This is a genomic window from Enterobacter sp. PTB (genome assembly GCF_051130085.1).
In the GTDB taxonomy this organism is placed as follows: Bacteria; Pseudomonadota; Gammaproteobacteria; order Enterobacterales; family Enterobacteriaceae; genus Enterobacter; species Enterobacter ludwigii.
Genome location: NZ_JBDKEE010000024.1, coordinates 1 through 21,712, shown reverse-complemented (window position 1 = coordinate 21,712; position 21,712 = coordinate 1). Strand labels below are relative to the sequence as shown.

The 21,712-nt window shown below is 53.7% G+C and carries 18 protein-coding genes; 17 read left to right on the top strand and 1 reads right to left on the bottom strand.

Translation table 11 applies throughout. The annotated features are described in order from the left end of the window. Positions 1-186 precede the first annotated feature (186 nt). From sucA to sucD, 4 genes are all read left to right on the top strand, one after another. Complete coding sequence (sucA, locus tag AAIR21_RS22165) at positions 187-2,994, top strand: 2-oxoglutarate dehydrogenase E1 component (protein ID WP_014169171.1); 2,808 nt, start codon at positions 187-189, stop codon at positions 2,992-2,994. A gap of 14 nt (positions 2,995-3,008) precedes the next feature. Continuing rightward, a complete protein-coding gene (gene odhB, locus AAIR21_RS22160; RefSeq protein ID WP_020884966.1) occupies positions 3,009-4,235 on the top strand; it encodes a 2-oxoglutarate dehydrogenase complex dihydrolipoyllysine-residue succinyltransferase in 1,227 nt (408 codons plus the stop codon). A gap of 85 nt (positions 4,236-4,320) precedes the next feature. Beyond that, positions 4,321-5,487 (top strand): ADP-forming succinate--CoA ligase subunit beta, encoded by a 1,167-nt coding sequence (sucC, locus tag AAIR21_RS22155; RefSeq protein WP_006809579.1) that lies wholly within the window; start codon positions 4,321-4,323, stop codon positions 5,485-5,487. Beyond that, a complete protein-coding gene (sucD, locus tag AAIR21_RS22150) occupies positions 5,487-6,356 on the top strand; it encodes a succinate--CoA ligase subunit alpha (RefSeq protein WP_014169173.1) in 870 nt (289 codons plus the stop codon). The genes sucC and sucD overlap by 1 nt, the downstream gene beginning before the upstream one ends. 83 nt (positions 6,357-6,439) lie before the next feature. Here the strand turns inward: sucD and AAIR21_RS22145 are convergent, their stop codons facing one another. Further along, positions 6,440-7,156 (bottom strand): GntR family transcriptional regulator, encoded by a 717-nt coding sequence (locus tag AAIR21_RS22145; protein WP_020884965.1) that lies wholly within the window; start codon positions 7,154-7,156, stop codon positions 6,440-6,442. Between the two features lie 169 nt (positions 7,157-7,325). Here AAIR21_RS22145 and mngA point away from each other — a divergent pair, with 169 nt between their 5' ends. The 13 genes from mngA to cpoB all read left to right on the top strand — a co-directional run bounded on the left by mngA (position 7,326) and on the right by cpoB (position 21,496). Then, positions 7,326-9,242, top strand: a complete 1,917-nt coding sequence (mngA, locus tag AAIR21_RS22140) for a PTS 2-O-a-mannosyl-D-glycerate transporter subunit IIABC (RefSeq protein WP_020884964.1) — start codon at positions 7,326-7,328, stop codon at positions 9,240-9,242. Between the two features lie 21 nt (positions 9,243-9,263). After that, the gene (mngB, locus tag AAIR21_RS22135; protein ID WP_020884963.1) at positions 9,264-11,900 is read left to right on the top strand and encodes a mannosylglycerate hydrolase; all 2,637 of its coding nucleotides are present in this window, start codon (positions 9,264-9,266) and stop codon (positions 11,898-11,900) included. Positions 11,901-12,578: 678 nt separating this feature from the next. Then, entirely contained in the window at positions 12,579-14,147 is a 1,569-nt protein-coding gene (cydA, locus tag AAIR21_RS22130; RefSeq protein ID WP_020884962.1) for a cytochrome ubiquinol oxidase subunit I, read from the top strand. A 15-nt stretch (positions 14,148-14,162) separates the two neighbouring features. Then, complete coding sequence (gene cydB / locus AAIR21_RS22125) at positions 14,163-15,302, top strand: cytochrome d ubiquinol oxidase subunit II (RefSeq protein ID WP_014169180.1); 1,140 nt, start codon at positions 14,163-14,165, stop codon at positions 15,300-15,302. Between the two features lie 14 nt (positions 15,303-15,316). Further along, positions 15,317-15,430, top strand: coding sequence for a cytochrome bd-I oxidase subunit CydX (cydX, locus tag AAIR21_RS22120; protein WP_014169181.1), 114 nt, complete (start codon positions 15,317-15,319; stop codon positions 15,428-15,430). Continuing rightward, entirely contained in the window at positions 15,430-15,720 is a 291-nt protein-coding gene (gene ybgE, locus AAIR21_RS22115; protein WP_020884961.1) for a cyd operon protein YbgE, read from the top strand. The genes cydX and ybgE overlap by 1 nt, the downstream gene beginning before the upstream one ends. A 148-nt stretch (positions 15,721-15,868) precedes the next feature. Continuing rightward, on the top strand, positions 15,869-16,273 hold the full coding sequence (gene ybgC / locus AAIR21_RS22110; protein ID WP_014169183.1) for a tol-pal system-associated acyl-CoA thioesterase: 405 nt from the start codon (positions 15,869-15,871) through the stop codon (positions 16,271-16,273). Continuing rightward, a complete protein-coding gene (gene tolQ, locus AAIR21_RS22105) occupies positions 16,270-16,962 on the top strand; it encodes a Tol-Pal system protein TolQ (protein WP_014169184.1) in 693 nt (230 codons plus the stop codon). Before ybgC ends, tolQ begins: the two co-directional genes overlap by 4 nt. A 3-nt stretch (positions 16,963-16,965) precedes the next feature. Beyond that, a complete protein-coding gene (tolR, locus tag AAIR21_RS22100; RefSeq protein WP_014169185.1) occupies positions 16,966-17,394 on the top strand; it encodes a colicin uptake protein TolR in 429 nt (142 codons plus the stop codon). A gap of 28 nt (positions 17,395-17,422) precedes the next feature. Then, positions 17,423-18,712: a cell envelope integrity protein TolA gene (gene tolA, locus AAIR21_RS22095; protein ID WP_183516524.1), complete on the top strand. Its 1,290-nt coding sequence runs from the start codon at positions 17,423-17,425 to the stop codon at positions 18,710-18,712. A 130-nt stretch (positions 18,713-18,842) separates the two neighbouring features. Next, complete coding sequence (gene tolB / locus AAIR21_RS22090) at positions 18,843-20,135, top strand: Tol-Pal system beta propeller repeat protein TolB (protein ID WP_025204648.1); 1,293 nt, start codon at positions 18,843-18,845, stop codon at positions 20,133-20,135. 35 nt (positions 20,136-20,170) lie between these two features. Next, positions 20,171-20,692, top strand: coding sequence for a peptidoglycan-associated lipoprotein Pal (pal, locus tag AAIR21_RS22085; RefSeq protein WP_003858578.1), 522 nt, complete (start codon positions 20,171-20,173; stop codon positions 20,690-20,692). A gap of 9 nt (positions 20,693-20,701) precedes the next feature. Next, positions 20,702-21,496 (top strand): cell division protein CpoB, encoded by a 795-nt coding sequence (cpoB, locus tag AAIR21_RS22080; protein ID WP_040016950.1) that lies wholly within the window; start codon positions 20,702-20,704, stop codon positions 21,494-21,496. Positions 21,497-21,712: the final 216 nt, after the last annotated feature.

Genomic DNA, 21,712 nt, shown 5'->3' with positions numbered 1-21,712 from the left:
TCCTGACAGGAGAGGGGATAAAATGTAGGAAACCTCTAAAAACTGCCCCGAGGTGCAGACAGTTTTTAAAGGTTCCTTCGCGAGCCCAAGACAACATAAGAGCTCGCAGGTGAACCCCGGCACGTACGTGTTGTACGTGGTAGTTTCTACGGCGAAAGTAAGCATAAAAATGCTTAAGGGATCACGATGCAGAACGGCGCAATGAAAGCCTGGCTGGACTCTTCTTACCTCTCTGGTTCAAACCAGAGCTGGATAGAACAGCTCTATGAAGACTTCTTAACCGATCCTGACTCAGTGGACGCAAACTGGCGTTCCATGTTCCAGCAGTTACCTGGCACTGGAGTCAAACCGGATCAATTCCATTCCAAAACACGTGATTATTTCCGTCGTCTGGCGAAGGATGCCTCACGTTACTCTTCTGCGATTTCCGACCCTGACACCAATGCGAAGCAGGTTAAAGTCCTGCAGCTTATCAACGCTTATCGCTTCCGTGGTCACCAGCATGCGAATCTCGATCCGCTGGGACTGTGGAAACAAGATCGTGTGGCGGATCTCGATCCGGCGTATCACGATCTGACCGAGGCCGATTTCCAGGAAAGCTTTAACGTAGGTTCCTTTGCCATCGGCAAAGACACGATGAAGTTGGGCGAGCTGATTGACGCGCTCAAGCAAACCTACTGCGGCTCCATCGGCGCGGAATATATGCACATCACCTCTACAGAAGAGAAACGCTGGATCCAGCAGCGCATCGAATCTGTGGCGGGCCACGCGAATTTCTCTGCTGAAGAGAAAAAACGCTTCCTCAGCGAACTGACCGCAGCAGAAGGCCTTGAGCGCTATCTGGGCGCGAAATTCCCGGGTGCGAAACGCTTCTCGCTGGAAGGCGGCGACGCGCTGGTACCTATGCTGAAAGAGCTGATTCGTCACGCGGGCAAAAGCGGTACCCGTGAAGTGGTGCTGGGTATGGCGCACCGCGGTCGTCTGAACGTACTGGTCAACGTGCTGGGTAAAAAACCGCAGGACCTGTTCGACGAATTCGCGGGCAAACATAAAGAACACCTCGGCACCGGTGACGTGAAGTACCACATGGGCTTCTCGTCTGATATCGAAACCGAAGGCGGTCTGGTTCACCTGGCGCTGGCGTTTAACCCGTCACACCTGGAAATCGTGAGCCCGGTGGTTATCGGTTCTGTGCGTGCGCGTCTGGATCGTCTGGACGAGCCGAGCAGCAACAAAGTTCTGCCAATCACCATTCACGGTGACGCGGCGGTCACAGGGCAGGGCGTGGTTCAGGAAACGCTGAACATGTCCAAGGCGCGTGGTTACGAAGTGGGCGGTACCGTTCGCATTGTTATCAACAACCAGGTGGGCTTCACGACCTCTAACCCACTGGATGCGCGTTCTACCCCGTACTGCACCGACATCGGTAAGATGGTTCAGGCGCCGATCTTCCACGTTAACGCGGATGACCCGGAAGCCGTGGCGTTCGTTACCCGTCTGGCGCTGGACTACCGTAACACCTTCAAACGCGATGTGTTCATCGACCTGTTCTGCTACCGCCGTCATGGCCACAACGAAGCTGACGAGCCAAGTGCAACGCAGCCGCTGATGTATCAGAAAATCAAAAAACACCCGACGCCACGCAAAATCTATGCTGACAAGCTGGAAGGCGACAACGTGACGACGCTGGAAGATGCGACCGAAATGGTCAACCTCTACCGCGACGCGCTGGATGCGGGTGAATGCGTAGTGAAAGAGCTGCGCCCGATGAACATGCACTCCTTTACCTGGTCGCCGTACCTCAACCACGAGTGGGATGAGAGCTACCCGAACAAGGTAGAGATGAAGCGCCTGCAGGAGCTGGCTAAACGCATCAGCACCGTACCAGACGCTATCGAGATGCAGTCTCGCGTAGCGAAAATTTATGCTGACCGTCAATCAATGGCGGCGGGCGAGAAGCTGTTCGACTGGGGCGGGGCGGAAACACTGGCTTACGCAACGCTGGTTGATGAAGGCATTCCTGTTCGTCTGTCCGGTGAAGATGCGGGCCGTGGCACCTTCTTCCACCGTCACGCGGTAGTTCACAACCAGACTAACGGTTCAACCTATACTCCGCTGCAGCATGTCCATAACGGTCAGGGTCAGTTCAAGGTATGGGACTCCGTCCTGTCTGAAGAAGCGGTACTGGCATTCGAATACGGCTACGCCACCGCGGAACCGCGCACCCTGACTATCTGGGAAGCGCAGTTCGGTGACTTCGCCAACGGTGCCCAGGTCGTTATCGACCAGTTCATCTCGTCCGGCGAGCAGAAATGGGGCCGTATGTGTGGCCTGGTGATGCTGCTGCCACACGGTTACGAAGGTCAGGGTCCGGAGCACTCCTCTGCCCGTCTGGAACGTTATCTGCAGCTCTGTGCTGAGCAGAACATGCAGGTCTGTGTGCCGTCCACCCCGGCTCAGGTCTACCACATGCTGCGTCGTCAGGCGCTGCGCGGTATGCGCCGTCCGCTGGTGGTCATGTCGCCAAAATCCCTGCTGCGCCACCCGCTGGCGGTGTCCAGCCTGGACGAACTGGCGAACGGCACCTTCCTGCCTGCCATCGGTGAGGTTGACGAACTGGATCCGCAGGCCGTTAAGCGTGTTGTGATGTGTTCTGGTAAGGTTTATTACGACCTGCTGGAACAGCGCCGTAAGAACGACCAGAAAGATGTCGCCATCGTGCGTATCGAACAGCTTTATCCATTCCCGCACCAGGCGGTGCAGGAAGCGTTGAAACCGTATGCTCACGTGCATGATTTTGTCTGGTGCCAGGAAGAGCCGCTCAACCAGGGCGCCTGGTACTGCAGTCAGCATCATTTCCGTGAAGTCATTCCATTTGGGTCTGCCCTGCGTTATGCAGGTCGCCCGGCCTCCGCCTCTCCGGCGGTAGGGTATATGTCCGTTCACCAGAAGCAGCAACAAGATCTGGTCAATGACGCGCTGAACGTCGATTAATTAAAGGATACATAATGAGTAGCGTAGATATTCTTGTTCCCGACCTGCCTGAGTCCGTAGCAGATGCGACCGTCGCCACCTGGCACAAAAAACCGGGCGATAGCGTTAAGCGCGATGAAGTGCTGGTAGAAATCGAAACTGACAAAGTGGTACTGGAAGTACCGGCTTCAGCGGATGGCATTCTGGATGCAGTCCTGGAAGACGAAGGGACAACCGTAACCTCCCGTCAGATCCTGGGTCGCCTGCGTGAAGGCAACAGCGCGGGCAAAGAGTCCAGCGCGAAGTCTGACGAAAAAGCGTCTACCCCAGCCCAGCGTCAGCAGGCCTCTCTGGAAGAGCAAACTAACGACGCGCTCAGCCCGGCGATCCGTCGCCTGCTGGCCGAGCACAACCTGGATGCGGCTGCCATTAAAGGCACCGGTGTCGGTGGTCGTCTGACCCGTGAAGATATCGAGAAGCACCTGGCGAAAGCCCCTGCTCAGGCAGAAACGAAAGCGCCAGCAGCGGCAGCGGCGCCGGCAGCACAGCCTGCGCTGGGTGCCCGTAGCGAAAAACGCGTGCCGATGACTCGCCTGCGTAAGCGTGTGGCTGAGCGTCTGCTGGAAGCGAAAAACTCCACCGCGATGCTGACCACCTTCAACGAAGTGAACATGAAGCCAATCATGGACCTGCGTAAGCAGTACGGTGACGCGTTTGAAAAACGTCACGGTATCCGTCTGGGCTTTATGTCCTTCTACGTGAAAGCGGTTGTTGAAGCGCTGAAACGCTACCCGGAAGTTAACGCCTCTATCGATGGCGATGACGTGGTTTACCACAACTACTTCGACGTCAGCATGGCAGTCTCTACGCCACGTGGTCTGGTTACCCCGGTTCTGCGTGATGTCGATACTCTGGGTATGGCTGACATCGAGAAAAAGATTAAAGAGCTGGCTGTAAAAGGTCGCGACGGCAAGCTGACCGTAGACGATCTGACCGGCGGTAACTTCACCATTACCAACGGCGGCGTTTTCGGTTCACTGATGTCTACCCCGATCATCAACCCGCCGCAGAGCGCGATCCTGGGTATGCATGCCATTAAAGATCGTCCAATGGCGGTAGACGGCAAAGTGGAGATCCTGCCAATGATGTATCTGGCACTCTCTTACGATCACCGTCTGATCGACGGCCGCGAGTCCGTGGGCTTCCTGGTGGCCATCAAAGAGCTGCTGGAAGATCCAACGCGTCTGCTGCTGGACGTCTAGTTTTAGCAGTCTTGCCCGGCGGCGCGTTGTCTGCCGGGCCTACAAAAGCACTACCTAACGATTACCTGAAGGATGGATAGAACACATGAACTTACATGAATATCAGGCCAAACAGCTGTTTGCCCGGTATGGCTTACCGGCTCCGGTGGGTTATGCCTGTACTACCCCGCGTGAAGCAGAAGAAGCCGCATCTAAAATCGGTTCCGGCCCTTGGGTAGTTAAGTGTCAGGTTCACGCTGGTGGCCGTGGTAAAGCGGGCGGTGTGAAGGTTGTTAAGAGTAAAGAAGAGATTCGTGCGTTTGCTGAACATTGGCTCGGCAAGCGTCTGGTAACGTACCAGACAGATGCGAACGGCCAGCCTGTCAACCAGATCCTGGTTGAAGCTGCAACTGACATCGCGAAAGAACTGTACCTGGGCGCGGTTGTTGACCGTAGCTCCCGTCGTGTGGTGTTCATGGCGTCTACCGAAGGCGGCGTGGAAATCGAGAAAGTGGCAGAAGAGACGCCACACCTGATCCACAAAGTGGCGATCGATCCGCTGGCAGGCCCTATGCCTTACCAGGGTCGTGAGCTGGCGTTCAAACTGGGCCTGGAAGGCAAGCTGGTTCAGCAGTTCACCAAGATCTTCATGGGTCTGGCCACCATCTTCCTGGAGCGCGACCTGGCGCTGATCGAGATCAACCCGCTGGTCATCACCACTCAGGGCGACCTGATCTGCCTCGACGGCAAACTGGGCGCTGACGGCAACGCACTGTTCCGCCAGCCGGATCTGCGTGAAATGCGCGACCAGTCTCAGGAAGACCCGCGTGAAGCGCAGGCTGCACAGTGGGAACTGAATTACGTGGCGCTGGATGGCAACATCGGCTGCATGGTTAACGGCGCAGGCCTGGCGATGGGCACCATGGACATCGTTAAGCTGCACGGCGGTGAGCCTGCAAACTTCCTCGACGTGGGCGGTGGCGCAACCAAAGAGCGTGTAACCGAAGCGTTCAAAATCATCCTCTCTGACGACAACGTCAAAGCCGTGCTGGTTAACATCTTCGGCGGTATCGTGCGTTGCGACCTGATCGCAGACGGTATCATCGGTGCGGTAGAAGAAGTGGGTGTTAACGTCCCGGTTGTGGTGCGTCTGGAAGGTAACAACGCTGAACTCGGCGCGAAAAAACTGGCTGACAGCGGCCTGAATATTATTGCAGCGAAAAGTCTGACGGATGCAGCTCAGCAGGTTGTTGCCGCAGTGGAGGGGAAATAATGTCAGTTTTAATTAATAAAGATACCAAGGTTATCTGCCAGGGCTTCACCGGTAGCCAGGGGACTTTCCACTCCGAACAGGCGATTGCCTACGGCACGCAGATGGTTGGCGGCGTAACGCCAGGTAAAGGCGGCACCACGCACCTGGGCCTGCCGGTATTCAACACCGTGCGCGAAGCGGTTGAAGCGACGGGCGCGACCGCGACCGTTATCTACGTTCCGGCTCCGTTCTGCAAAGACTCGATTCTGGAAGCGATTGACGCGGGCATCAAGCTCATCATCACCATCACCGAAGGTATCCCGACGCTGGATATGCTGACCGTGAAAGTGAAGCTGGATGAAGCTGGCGTGCGCATGATCGGCCCGAACTGCCCGGGCGTTATCACCCCAGGCGAATGTAAAATCGGCATCATGCCGGGTCACATTCACAAACCGGGTAAAGTGGGTATCGTCTCCCGTTCCGGTACGCTGACCTATGAAGCGGTTAAGCAGACTACCGACTACGGTTTCGGCCAGTCCACCTGTGTGGGCATCGGTGGTGACCCCATCCCAGGTTCTAACTTCATTGATATCCTGAAAATGTTCCAGGAAGATCCGCAGACCGAAGCGATCGTGATGATCGGTGAGATCGGCGGTAGCGCAGAAGAAGAAGCGGCTGCGTATATCAAAGAACATGTGACCAAGCCGGTCGTCGGTTATATCGCAGGTGTGACAGCGCCGAAAGGTAAGCGTATGGGTCACGCAGGCGCGATTATCGCAGGCGGTAAAGGTACGGCTGATGAGAAATTCGCCGCGCTGGAAGCCGCAGGTGTGAAAACCGTTCGCAGCCTGGCGGATATCGGCGAAGCACTGAAATCCATCATTAAGTAAATCCTCTCTGCTCCCTGTAAAAGGGAGCGTTGAAGTAATAAGTGTCCGTTTCGACATGGTTGGCCGCTGTAAAGCGGCCTTTTTTAATGCCTGCGTTTTGCGACCAGCGTGAATTTGTAATCGTCGCTGTTAAACACGTTACGGCTGTATTCAAACACCCGCCCATCCTTCAGAAAGCCGCGTGACACCTTTTCCAGTATCGGTTTTGCCGGATCCAGCGCCAGCGCGTCGATCGCCTCCTGAGAGGGCATGATCGGAACCAGTTCCTGTTCACTGCGATCGATAACCATCTTCTTGATCTGTTCGATGTAGTGATATTTGGAATTTTCCATCACCTCCCAGGTGAGGTCGGCGAACATCGCCAGCGGCATCCACGTCTCTTCCAGATTCACCGGTTTTTGCTTAATAAAGCGCACCCGTTTGACATGCCACACTTTGTCATCCGGGCGAATGTTAAGCGTCTCAGCCAGTTTCACATCCGCTTTGATCACTTCGAATGTTTTTACGTCGCTGTGGGTATCGACGTTTCGGTCCACCAGTTTTTCATAAAAGCCGGTAAGCTGATAAATGTCGTAATTGACGCGCTCCTCTTTCACATAGGAGCCGCTGCCCTGAATGCTCTCGATAATCTGCTCTTCAGTGAGGAGCTTCAGTGCCTGCCTCACCGTGACGCGACTGACGCTAAATGTCTCCTGCAGGCTGGATTCCGTCGGTAACGCATCACCGGGTTTTAACTCACCGGCGGTAATTTTCTCGCGAAGCGCATCCGCTATCTGCCGGTACATCGGTTTATTGCCCATGTCGTCTGCCTTCTAATACCTTTTCACGGAATTATGCCTCCAGCACAGAATTTGTAAATAATACAAGTTAAATACAAATTGTTGGTGTTAGTGAAAATGATCACATAAAGGTATCATTTTGTCTGTCACAATTGATCCGGAATAATTCCCCTTGAGTGTGAGGATCCTGATGAACCTGACGACCCTGACCCATCCCGACGCTGTCTGCGTGCAGGCGCAGTACACCAGTCGTGATGAAGCAATACGCCAGCTCACGATGCGGCTGGTGACGCTCGGCAAAATTACCGACGGCAATGCGTTTTTAACCGAAGTCTTTCATCGGGAATCGCTAGGCCCTACCGCGCTTGGCGAAGGGCTGGCAGTCCCGCATGGTAAATCAGAGGTGGTGAAAGAGGCGGCTTTTGCCGTAGCCACCCTGTGTGAACCGCTGAGCTGGGAAGGCGTGGATGGCCCGGAAAATGTCGAGCTGATTTTCCTGCTTGCCATTCCGCCGGCTGAAGCTGGCTCAACCCATATCCAGGTGCTGACGGAACTTACTTCTCGTCTGGCGGATGAAACTCTTCGGGCGCGCGTCATGGCGGCTACCACGGCAGCAGCGCTACTCGCCGCGCTGGACGATGTGCCACAGGAAGATGACGCTGTCGCGTTCGTGGATGCGCCAACCATCGTTTGTGTAACTGCATGCCCCGCCGGCATTGCGCATACCTATATGGCAGCTGAGTATCTGGAAAAAGCGGGGCGTAAGCTTGGCGTAAACGTGGTGGTGGAAAAGCAGGGGGCGAACGGTATCGAAGGGCGGTTGACCGCGCAGCAGTTACGCACTGCGCAGGCCTGTATCATTGCCGCAGAAGTGGCTCTCAAAGAGAGCGAGCGTTTTCAGGGCATCCCGACGCTGTCCGTGCCGGTCGCGGAACCGCTTCGCCATGCCGAAGCGCTTATTAAGCGTGCGTTGGCCTTACCCCCCGCGGAAACGGATCGCCAGGTGCACACCGGCAATGATGTGAGCAAGAGCCTTAAGACGGAGCTTAAGCAGGCCCTGCTCAGCGGTATTTCCTTTGCCGTGCCGCTGATTGTGGCGGGAGGCTCGGTGCTGGCCGTCGCGGTATTGCTGGCACAGATGTTGGGATTACAGCATCTGTTTGAGCAGGAGAACTCATGGCTGTGGATGTATCGCAAACTCGGCGGGGGGATGTTAGGCACGTTAATGGTGCCGGTGCTGGCCGCGTATACCGCCTACTCGCTGGCAGATAAACCTGCTCTGGCGCCGGGTTTTGCGGCCGGTCTTGCCGCCAATATGATCGGTTCAGGTTTTTTAGGGGCGATTGCAGGTGGCCTGATTGCCGGCTATCTGATGCGCTGGGTGAAAAACCATATCCGTCTGAGTCAGCGTTATAACGGCTTTTTAACCTATTACCTCTACCCGGTGATTGGCGTGCTGGGCGCGGGCAGCCTGATGCTGTTCGTGATCGGCGAGCCGGTCGCGTGGATCAACACCTCCCTCACGGCATGGCTTAACGGGCTCTCCGGTGCCAATGCGCTGCTACTGGGCACTCTGCTCGGTTTTATGTGCTCGTTCGATTTGGGGGGACCGGTCAACAAAGCGGCCTATGCGTTCTGTCTGGGGGCGATGGCCAACGGCGTTTACGGGCCGTATGCCATTTTTGCTTCCGTCAAAATGGTCTCGGCTTTTACCGTCACGGCTTCAACCATGCTGGCACCGCATCTCTTTAAACCGTTTGAAATCGAAACCGGCAAGTCGACGTGGCTGCTGGGCCTTGCGGGGATCACCGAAGGGGCAATTCCGATGGCCATTGAAGATCCGCTGCGGGTGATTGGCTCGTTTGTTGTTGGCTCGATGGCAACAGGGGCGATTATCGGTGCAATGGGCATCGGGTTGTCTACGCCAGGGGCGGGCATCTTCTCTCTCTTTTTACTGCATGACGCGGGGATGGGGGGCGCGATCGCGGCGGCAGGCTGGTTTGGCGCTGCGCTGGGGGGAACGATGCTCTCTACGCTCATCTTACTGTTCTGGCGACGTCAGGGCGTAAAAAAAGGCAAATACCTGACGGAAGACGTCACGCCATAAATTCATTTACAGGAAACGAAGATGAAAGCTGTATCTCGCGTTCATATCACGCCACATATGCACTGGGACCGTGAGTGGTATTTCACCACCGAAGCGTCGCGGATCCTTTTGGTCAATAACATGGAGGAGATCCTGACCCGTCTGGAGCAGGACGAAGAGTATAAATACTACGTTCTTGATGGACAGACCGCGGTACTGGAGGATTACTTCGCCGTCGTGCCGGACAACCGGCCCCGGGTAAAAGCGCTGGTTGAGCGCGGAAAGCTGATTATCGGGCCGTGGTATACCCAGACCGACACCACGATTGTCAGTGGCGAATCGATCGTTCGCAATCTGATGTACGGGATGCGCGACTGCATGGAATTCGGTGAGCCGATGAAAATAGGGTATCTGCCGGATTCGTTTGGCATGTCCGGGCAACTTCCGCATATCTATAACGGCTTTGGTATCACCCGCACGCTGTTCTGGCGCGGATGTTCTGAGCGTCACGGCACCGATAAAACAGAATTTTTATGGCAGAGCGCAGACGGCAGCGAAGTCACGGCGCAGGTACTACCGCTGGGCTACGCGATTGGTAAGTACTTACCGGAGGATGAAGCGGGGCTGCGTAAACGGCTCGATACCTGGCTCACATTGCTGGAGAACGCTTCCGTGACGAAAGAGATTCTGCTGCCTAACGGCCACGACCAGATGCCCCTCCAGCAGAACATTTTCGCGGTGATGGATACCCTTCGAAAGATGTACCCGCAGCGGAAATTTGTGATGAGCCGGTTTGAGGAGGTCTTTGAACATACTGAAGCGCACCGTGATGAACTGGCGACGCTGAAAGGGGAGTTTATCGACGGCAAATACATGCGTGTACACCGGACAATCGGCTCCACACGGATGGACATCAAAATTGCCCATGCCCGCATTGAAAACAAAATCGTGAATATCCTCGAACCGCTGGCGGCGCTCGCCTGGATGCTGGGCTTCGAGTATCACCACGGTTTGCTGGAGAAAATGTGGAAAGAGATCCTCAAGAATCATGCTCACGACAGTATTGGCTGCTGCTGCAGCGACAAAGTGCATCGTGAGATTATGGCCCGGTTTGCGCTCGCTGAAGACATGGCCGATAACCTCACGCGTTTCTCGATGCGCAAGATTGTCGACAATATGCCGCAAAGCGAGGCCGACAAGCTGGTGATGTTCAATCTGATGCCCTGGCCCCGTGAAGAGGTGATTAACACCACTCTTCGTCTGCGCGCGAGCCAGTTCCGGTTGCGGGATGATAAAGGCAATGAGATCCCCTGTTTTATTCGCAGCGCCCGGGAAATTGACCCGGGGCTGATTGACCGGCAAATCGTGCACTATGGTAATTACGATCCGTTTATGGAGTTTGATATCCAAATCTGTCAGATCCTGCCCGCGATGGGATATCGCACGCTTTACATCGAGCCCCAGGCTCCTGAAAAGAGGCTTCCCGCGAGGGCAAAAACGGATGCTCTGCTGGAAAATGCCTTCTGGCAAATTGATATAAATGACGATGGCACGCTGCGCCTGCGTGATAAAGAATCCGGACTTATTTATGACCGCGTACTGGAAATTGAAGAGGGGTCGGATGATGGCGATGAGTACGACTACTCGCCTTCCCGGGAAGAGTGGCGGCTCACTTCAGCGCACGGGCTGCATCATGTTGAGGTGATACAGGAAGCCTGGCAGAGCAGGGCGGTGATCCAGCATCGCATCGCCGTTCCGGCAAACCTGGTCGAGCGGTCGGCCCACCTGCGCAATGGCGCTCTTGCGGTTGAATTTGAGGTTACTCTCAGCCATAACAGCAGGCGTGTAGATGTTGTGGCGCGTCTGGATAATCAGGCTGACGATCACCGGGTCCGCGTGCTTATCCCGACGCCGTTTATGACGGAGCAGGTACTGTCAGATACGCAGTTTGGCTCCATAACGCGCCCGGTTCGCGATGACGCGATGGCTAACTGGCAAGAAGAGGGCTGGAAAGAGGCACCGGTTCCCGTCTGGAATTTACTTAACTACGCCGTGCTGCAGCAGGAACGAAACGGGCTCGCCCTGTTCACAGAAGGGTTACGCGAATTTGAAGTGGTGGGGGAGGCAGAAAAAGCGTTTGCTCTGACCCTTCTACGCGGTGTGGGCGTGCTGGGAAAGGAAGATTTGCTGTTGCGCCCGGGCCGACCGTCCGGCATAAAAATGGCCGTTCCGGACTCGCAGCTTCGGGGCCGGCTCGATTGCCGTTTTAGCCTTCTGAGTTTTAGCGGCTCTCCCGAGAACGCCGGCGTTGCTCAGCAGGCGAAAGCGTGGCTTACCCCCGTCCAGTGTTATAACAAAATCCCCTGGGATGCCATGAAGCTTAACCGTGCGCCGTTCAGCACGCCGGATAGATACAGCCTGCTGACCCTTTCGCCGACAGGCTGTGTTATGAGCGCGATAAAAAAGGCGGAGGATCGGGACGCGCTTATCCTTCGTCTGTTCAATCCGTCGGAATCTGTGTCCTGTGATGCCTCTTTATCGTGGAATCAGGCCCTTAAAGGCTGTTGCGAGACGGATTTAAATGAACAGGTGCTGGCAGGCAGGGGAGAAGAAAAGGGCATTACGGGCCTGTTCAGGCCTGGGCAATCGCGGACTTTTAGCCTGAAAACGGAAAGGTAGCGTCTGAAGTGAACAAAAGGCTGCACGCAGGGCAGCCTTTTTTATTGAATAGTCACATTGAGGTGTTAATTTTAAGCGTGTCGCAGGTAAAATAAATGTAATTATCTGCGGCTGTCGTCGCACAATGGAAAAAAAACGCGCTGACGACTACCTTTATACGTTAACGCGAATGTAAAGATGCGTTGTTCTTCAGCGTTAAAATAAATCACGTCTGTTTATATTCTTTCTTGCTTTTGATAACTCCAAATATCTCGTCGTACACATAGCATTAACAAGGTTTTTACCATTCACACCACATTTAAACATGGTTAACAGAAACGGTGCTTTTTGATTTAAATCAAAGTTTAATCCTTGGAAAAAGGTGTCGAAAGGCGGTAAATTGTCCCCGATCAAAATGGCTGAAAAGTGGTAATTTTGCTATAAATTGATCGCCGTCGAAAAACGTAAATGTGATTCAATAAAAACCTGTTTATTGTAAGGGTTTTGCAGCGTATTATATTTGCGGGATCAATTTGAGTTTTTTATTAACGTATTTGTAACCTATCGTCATTGCTTTTATCCTTTCTCAGGCTAAGCGCGACGACATGGATGCGAATAATTTGTATTGGGGCATGTGTGTGAATCCTTTTCTAACGGGGTTCACTCTCGGAGTCTTCATGCGATGAGCAAGGAGTCATGATGTTAGATATAGTCGAACTGTCGCGCTTACAGTTTGCCTTGACCGCGATGTACCACTTCCTGTTTGTGCCACTAACGCTCGGTATGGCGTTCCTGCTGGCCATCATGGAAACGGTCTACGTCCTCTCCGGCAAACAGATTTATAAAGATATGACCAAGTTCTGGGGCAAGTTGTTTGGTATCAACTTTGCACTGGGCGTGGCTACCGGTTTGACCATGGAGTTCCAGTTCGGGACTAACTGGTCTTACTATTCTCACTACGTTGGGGATATCTTCGGTGCGCCGCTGGCCATTGAAGGTCTGATGGCCTTCTTCCTCGAATCCACCTTTGTAGGTCTGTTCTTCTTCGGTTGGGACCGTCTGGGCAAAGTCCAGCATATGGCGGTGACCTGGCTGGTGGCACTCGGTTCGAACCTGTCCGCACTGTGGATCCTGGTCGCGAACGGCTGGATGCAGAACCCTATCGCGTCTGATTTCAACTTCGAAACTATGCGTATGGAGATGGTCAGCTTTGCCGAACTGGTGCTGAACCCGGTCGCACAGGTTAAATTCGTTCACACCGTGGCGTCTGGCTATGTGTGCGGTGCGATGTTTGTACTGGGCATCAGCTCTTACTACATGCTGCGTGGTCGTGACTTCGCGTTTGCTAAGCGCTCCTTTGCTATCGCTGCAAGCTTCGGTATGGCTGCAATCCTCTCTGTTATCGTGCTGGGTGATGAATCCGGTTACGAAATGGGTGACGTGCAGAAAACCAAACTGGCCGCTATCGAAGCCGAATGGGAAACCCAACCCGCGCCTGCTGCCTTTACTCTGTTCGGTGTTCCCGACCAGGATGCACAGGAAAACCGCTTCGCCATTCAAATTCCTTACGCGCTCGGCATCATTGCTACCCGCTCCGTCGACAAGCAGGTGACGGGTCTGAAAGAGCTGATGGTGCAGCATGAAGGCCGTATCCGTAACGGTATGAAAGCCTACGCGCTGCTGGAGCAACTGCGTGCGGGTTCTACCGACCAGGCCGTGCGTGACCAGTTCAACGATGTGAAGAAAGATCTGGGTTACGGTCTGCTGCTGAAACGCTATACCCCGAACGTCTCCGACGCGACGGAAGCGCAGATCCAGATGGCGACCAAAGACTCCATTCCACGCGTGGCGCCACTGTACTTCGCATTCCGTATCATGGTGGGCTGCGGCATCATCATGCTGCTGATCATTGCGGCGTCCTTCTGGTCCGTGATTCGTAACCGCATCGGTGAGAAAAAATGGCTGCTGCGTACCGCGCTGTATGGTATCCCACTGCCGTGGATTGCTATCGAATCCGGCTGGTTTGTTGCGGAATATGGCCGTCAGCCATGGGCGATCGGTGAGGTGCTGCCAACGGCGGTAGCGAACTCCTCTCTGACTGCAGGCGATCTGATCTTCTCCATGCTGCTGATTTGTGGTCTGTACACCCTGTTCCTGGTGGCTGAACTGTTCCTGATGTTCAAGTTCGCGCGCCTTGGCCCAAGCAGCCTGAAAACCGGTCGCTATCACTACGAGCAGTCCGGTGCGACTACTCAGCCGGCACGCTAAGACAGGAGTCATCAAATGATCGATTATGAAGTATTGCGTTTTATCTGGTGGCTGCTGGTCGGTATTCTGCTGATCGGTTTCGCAGTCACTGATGGTTTCGACATGGGGGTGGGGATGCTCACCCGTTTCCTCGGTCGTAATGACACCGAACGTCGAATCATGATTAACTCCATCGCCCCGCACTGGGACGGTAACCAGGTGTGGCTGATCACCGCAGGCGGCGCGCTGTTCGCTGCCTGGCCGATGGTCTACGCGGCTGCGTTCTCCGGTTTCTATGTGGCGATGATTCTGGTGCTGGCTTCTTTATTCTTCCGTCCGGTTGGTTTCGACTACCGTTCCAAGATTGAAGACACCCGCTGGCGCAACATGTGGGACTGGGGCATCTTCATTGGTAGCTTCGTTCCACCGCTGGTGATTGGCGTGGCGTTCGGTAACCTGCTGCAGGGTGTACCGTTCCACATCGATGAATACATGCGTCTTTACTACACCGGTAACTTCTTCCAGCTGCTGAATCCGTTTGGTCTGCTGGCAGGCGTGGTGAGTGTGGCAATGATCATTACTCAGGGTGCGACCTATCTGCAGATGCGTACCGTAGGTGAATTGCATCTTCGCTCTCGTGCAACGGCGCAGGTTGCTGCGCTTATTACCCTGGTGTGCTTCGCACTGGCCGGCGTATGGGTGATGTACGGTATCGACGGTTATGTCATTACGTCTGCAATTAACCACACGGCACCGTCTAACCCGCTGACGAAAGAAGTGGCACGACAGGCTGGCGCGTGGCTGGTGAACTTCAACAATATGCCTGTTCTGTGGGCTATTCCGGCTCTGGGTGTGTTGCTGCCGCTGCTGACGATACTGACGTCACGTCTGGAAAAAGGTGCCCTGGCATTTGTATTTTCCTCACTGACGCTGGCGTGCATTATTCTGACTGCAGGTATCGCGATGTTCCCATTCGTCATGCCGTCCAGCACGATGATGAATGCAAGCCTGACCATGTGGGATGCAACGTCCAGCCAGCTGACGCTTAACCTGATGACGTATGTTGCTTGCGTGTTCGTACCGATTATCCTGCTGTACACCGCCTGGTGTTACTGGAAAATGTTCGGTCGTATCACGAAAGAAGATATTGAAAGCAACACTCATTCTCTGTACTAAGTAAGGAGCTGAATATGTGGTATTTCGCATGGATTTTAGGGACGCTTCTTGCCTGTGCATTTGGTGTCATTACTGCCCTGGCGCTTGAGCACGTCGAAGCGTCTAAAGCAGGTGAAGACAAACACTAATGAACATTATCGCGACGCTTTACGCGGTAATGGATAAGCGCCCGTTAAGGGCGCTTTCTTTAGTGATGGCATTACTGCTGGCAGGTTGTATCTTCTGGGACCCTTCGCGCTTTGCAGCGAAGACCAGCGAGCTTGAGATCTGGCACGGCTTCCTCATTATGTGGGCGGTGTGCGCAGGTGTGATCCACGGCGTAGGCTTTCGTCCGAAAGCGCTGCACTGGCAGGGGATTTTCTGCCCACTTATCGCCGATCTGGTGCTTCTCGCTGGCTTGATTTTCTTCTTCTTCTGAATAAGAAATGTCCGTTAATGATATGGGCTTACCCTGGCCCATAAAAATTTACTCTCCGTTTACTTTCTCCCATTCCAAACCATCTTTCCCGCGCGTATAGTAGCGAAGTTTAAAAGCTCTAACTTTTGTTGCATTACCGGGATGTAAAGTGAATACAACGCTGTTTCGATGGCCGGTTCGTGTCTATTACGAAGATACCGATGCCGGGGGTGTGGTTTACCACGCCAGCTACGTTGCTTTTTATGAACGGGCACGCACAGAGATGCTGCGCCATCATCACTTTAGTCAACAGGAGCTGTTGGCTGAGCGAGTTGCCTTCGTGGTTCGCAAGATGACGCTTGAGTATTTTGCGCCTGCCAGACTCGACGATATGCTCGAAGTCCAAACTGAAATTACATCAATGCGCGGAACCTCAATGGTTTTCACGCAGCGGATAGTCAATGCAGAAAATACGGTACTGAACTCAGCTGAAGTCCTGATCGTCTGTGTTGATCCAACCATAATGAAGCCTCGTGCGCTTCCTAAGTCTATTGTCGCGGAGTTTAAGCAGTGACTGACATGAATATCCTTGATTTGTTCCTGAAGGCAAGCCTTCTGGTTAAACTTATCATGTTGATTTTGATTGGTTTTTCAATCGCATCCTGGGCCATCATCATCCAGAGAACGCGTATCCTCAATGCGGCTGGCCGTGAAGCAGAAGCGTTTGAAGATAAGTTCTGGTCGGGTATTGAGCTTTCTCGTCTGTATCAGGAAAGCCAGGGACGCCGTGATAACCTCGTAGGCTCCGAACAGATTTTCTATAGCGGATTCAAAGAGTTTGCTCGTTTGCATCGCGCAAACAGCCACGCGCCTGAAGCGGTTGTGGAAGGTGCCTCGCGTGCGATGCGTATCTCCATGAATCGCGAGCTGGAAAACCTTGAAACGCATATTCCTTTCCTGGGGACTGTTGGTTCCATCAGCCCGTATATTGGTCTGTTTGGTACGGTCTGGGGGATTATGCACGCCTTTATCGCCCTGGGGGCGGTGAAGCAGGCGACGTTGCAGATGGTTGCCCCGGGTATTGCAGAAGCACTGATTGCGACCGCTATCGGTCTGTTTGCGGCGATCCCGGCGGTTATGGCTTACAACCGTCTGAACCAGCGCGTGAATAAACTGGAACTGAACTACGACAACTTTATGGAAGAGTTCACCGCGATTCTGCACCGTCAGGCGTTTACCAGTACCGAGAGTAACAAGGGGTAAACCATGGCCAGATCGCGTGGACGAAATCGTCGCGAGCTCAAGTCCGAAATCAATATCGTTCCACTGCTGGACGTTCTGTTGGTACTGCTGCTGATCTTCATGGCGACAGCACCCATCATTACCCAGAGCGTGGAGGTTGATCTGCCGGATGCGACAGAATCACAGGCGGTAAGCACCAATGACGATCCTCCGGTCATCATTGAGGTTTCCGGTGTAGGGCAATACAGCGTAGTGGTAGAAAAAGATCGTATGGATCAACTGCCACCTGAGCAGGTTATTGCTGAAGCGCAGCGACGCCTGGAGTCAAATCCGAAAACGGTCTTCTTAATCGGTGGCGCGAAAGACGTACCATACGATGAAATTATTAAAGCGCTGAACTTGCTACATAGCGCGGGCGTTAAGTCAGTTGGCTTAATGACTCAGCCTATTTGATCATCTGCGTAGTTTTTGGGAACCGATAGTGTCAAAGGCAACCGAACAGAACGACAAGCTTAAGCGAGCGATAATCGTCTCCGCAGTGCTGCACGTTATTCTTTTTGCAGTGCTGATCTGGAGTTCGTTCGACGAGCACATTGATGCATCATCGGGCGGCGGTGGAGGCTCTTCCATTGACGCCGTCATGGTGGATCCCGGTGCGGTAGTGCAGAACTATAACCGCGAGCAACAGCAGAAGGCGAGTGCAAAACGGGCTGAAGAGCAGCGTGAAAAACAGGCGCAACAGCAAGCGGAAGAACTGCGTGAAAAGCAGGCCGCTGAGCAGGAGCGACTGAAGCAGCTTGAGAAAGAACGTTTGCAGGCGCAGGAAGCGGCGAAAGAGCAGGCGGAACAGCAAAAGCAAGCTGAAGAGGCCGCGAAGAAAGCTCAGGAACAGCAGAAGCAGGCGGAAGACGCGGCAGCCAAAGCCGCGGCGGACGCGAAAGCACAAGCTGATGCCCAGGCAAAATTAGCGGCGGAAGCGGCGAAGAAAGCCGCAGCCGATGCTCAGAAGAAAGCTGAAGCCGAAGCGGCGAAGAAAGCCGCTGCTGATGCTCAGAAGAAAGCTGAAGCGGAAGCGGCAAAAAAAGCTGCTGCTGATGCTCAGAAAAAAGCTGAAGCGGAAGCCGCGAAGAAAGCCGCTCAGGAAGCAGAGAAGAAAGCTGCTGCCGATGCTGCGAAGAAAGCGGCTGCTGCTGAGAAGGCTGCAGCCGAAAAAGCGGCCGCTGCTGAAAAAGCCGCAGCAGAGAAGAAAGCCGCCGCCGAGAAAGCGGCTGCTGACAAAAAAGCTGCAGCAGAAAAAGCCGCTGCCGATAAGAAAGCTGCTGCAGAGAAAGCCGCCGCCAAAAAAGCGGCCGCCGCTGAGAAAGCCGCGGATGCCGCTGGCGTTGACGATCTCCTGGGCGACCTGAGTTCTGGTAAGAATGCGCCGAAAGCGGGCGGTGGTGCGAAAGGCAGTGGTCAGCCCTCTAAAGACAGTGGTACTTCTGGTGCCAATGGTGGGGCGACGGGTGCTGATATCAGCGCTTATGTTAAGCAAATCCAGGTTGCGATTCAGAACCGCCTGTTTGATGCAAGCATCTATCAGGGCAAACAATGTGTACTGCATATCAACCTTGCGCCAGATGGTAGGTTGAAAAGCGTGACCTCTGAAGGGGGCGATCCTGCGCTTTGTCAGGCAGCATTGGCCGCTGCAAGGTCGGCGAACATTCCTAAACCGCCTAGTGAGGCTGTTTATGAACGGATAAAAGATGCCAAACTGGACTTTAAACTGTAATCGACTGTCCTTACGGAAGTATGAAAAACAGTCTATTGTCCTAACGAGTGTTTAGTAGTTTTGTCTATTTGGGTTTGTTAACATTCTGCTAAATTATCGTGGGTAAGGTTACCCGGATAAGGGAGATATGATGAAGCAGGCATTACGTGTAGCATTTGGTTTTTTAATGCTGTGGGCAGCAGTACTGCACGCAGAAGTACGTATCGAGATCACCCAGGGGGTGGATTCGGCACGCCCAATCGGTGTTGTTCCGTTCCAGTGGGCCGGTCCTGGCGCTGCGCCTGAAGATGCCGGTGGCATCGTTGCGGCTGACCTGCGTAACAGCGGTAAATTCAACCCATTAGATCGTTCTCGTCTGCCTCAGCAGCCGGGCAGCGCGCAGGAAGTACAGCCTGCCGCATGGTCTGCACTCGGTATTGATGCTGTCGTTGTTGGTCAGGTTACACCTAACCCGGACGGCTCTTACAACGTTGCATGGCAGCTGGTTGATACCGGCGGTGCACCGGGTACCGTTCTGGCACAGAACTCTTACAAGGTCACTAAACAGTACCTGCGCTACGCGGCACACGCTGCCAGCGATGCGGTATTTGAAAAACTGACCGGCATTAAAGGTGCGTTCCGTACCCGTATTGCTTATGTGGTACAGACCAATGGCGGTCAGTTCCCGTATGAGCTGCGCGTATCTGACTACGATGGTTACAATCAGTTCCTGGTGAAACGTTCTTCTCAGCCGCTGATGTCTCCAGCCTGGTCTCCGGACGGTTCTAAACTGGCTTATGTTACCTTCGAAAGCGGTCGTTCAGCGCTGGTTATCCAGACGCTGGCTAACGGTGCTGTTCGTCAGGTTGCGTCGTTCCCTCGTCACAACGGTGCGCCTTCGTTCTCTCCGGACGGTACCAAACTGGCGTTTGCGCTCTCTAAAACCGGTAGCCTGAACCTGTACGTGATGGACATTGGCTCTGGTCAAATTCGCCAGGTGACCGATGGTCGCAGCAACAACACCGAACCGTCCTGGTTCCCGGACAGCCAGAACCTGGCATTTACGTCTGACCAGGCAGGTCGTCCACAAATCTATAAAGTGAACGTCAACGGCGGTGCTCCACAGCGTATTACCTGGGAAGGTTCGCAGAACCAAAACGCAGATGTGAGCAGCGACGGTAAATTTATGGTAATGGTCAGCTCCAACGGTGGGCAGCAGCACATTGCCAAACAAGATCTGGTAGCGGGTGGCGTTCAAGTTCTGTCGTCAACGTTCCTGGATGAAACGCCAAGTCTGGCACCTAACGGCACTATGGTAATCTACAGCTCTTCTCAGGGGATGGGATCTGTGCTGAATCTGGTTTCTACAGATGGGCGTTTCAAAGCGCGTATTCCGGCAACTGATGGACAGGTAAAATCACCTGCCTGGTCGCCGTATCTGTAAATAATAATTAATTGATTACTAAAGGAATCATAGAAATGCAACTGAACAAAGTGCTGAAGGGGCTGATGATCGCTCTGCCTGTAATGGCAATCGCAGCGTGTTCTTCTAACAAGAATGCAAGCAATGACCAGAGCGGCGAAGGCATGATGGGTGCCGGTACCGGTATGGACGCGAATGGCAATGGCAACATGTCTTCTGAAGAGCAAGCGCGTCTTCAGATGCAGCAGCTGCAGCAGAACAACATCGTTTACTTCGATCTGGATAAATACGACATCCGTTCTGACTTCGCTGCGATGCTGGATGCTCACGCTAACTTCCTGCGTAGCAACCCGTCTTACAAAGTCACCGTAGAAGGTCACGCGGACGAACGTGGTACTCCAGAGTACAACATCTCCCTGGGTGAGCGTCGTGCTAACGCCGTTAAAATGTACCTGCAGGGTAAAGGCGTTTCTGCTGACCAGATCTCCATCGTTTCTTACGGTAAAGAAAAACCTGCAGTACTGGGTCACGACGAAGCGGCTTACTCCAAAAACCGTCGTGCCGTACTGGTTTACTAAGAGAATTGCATGAGCAGTAACTTCAGACATCATCTGTTGAGTCTGTCGTTACTGGTTGGAATAGCGGCCCCCTGGGCCGCTTTTGCTCAGGCACCAATCAGTAGTGTCGGCTCAGGCTCGGTAGAAGACCGGGTCACTCAACTCGAGCGTATTTCTAACGCTCACAGTCAGCTTTTAACCCAACTCCAGCAACAACTTTCCGACAACCAAAACGATATTGACTCTCTCCGTGGTCAGATTCAGGAAAGCCAGTATCAGCTTAACCAGGTTGTGGAACGTCAGAAGCAAATCTTGCTGCAGATGGATAGCCTCAGCAGCGGTGGCGCAGCTGCGCAGCCAGCAGCAGGCGATCAGAGCGGTGCGGCGACGTCAACCCCTGCTCCTGCGGCAGATGCTTCGGCCTCGACGGGAGCGCCTGTTCAGAGCGGTGACGCGAATACGGACTACAACGCGGCCATTGCCCTGGTACAGGATCAATCTCGTCAGGATGACGCTATCGCTGCGTTTCAGAACTTTGTGAAGAAATACCCTGATTCCACTTATCTGCCAAATGCAAATTATTGGCTGGGTCAGCTGAATTACAACAAGGGTAAAAAGGACGATGCGGCGTTTTATTTTGCCTCAGTGGTGAAAAATTACCCGAAATCGCCAAAAGCGCCTGATGCGATGTTTAAAGTCGGCGTCATCATGCAGGACAAAGGTGACACTGCGAAAGCGAAAGCGGTTTATCAGCAGGTGGTTGCTAAATTCCCTGGCACCGAAGGTGCGAAGCAGGCGCAAAAACGTCTGAATTCGATGGGATGATTATCGCATGACCAGAAATCGCGTTATTTCTGGTCGTGCAGCATGATTCGTAAGCAGTTAAGTGATCTTCATCGAAATTTTTGTTGCGCTGAATTCTTAAATCAGTAATATATGCCGCCGTTGCCACGGGATATCAAACAACGTGAAAACAGCGTAAAAGTGGGTCGTTAGCTCAGTTGGTAGAGCAGTTGACTTTTAATCAATTGGTCGCAGGTT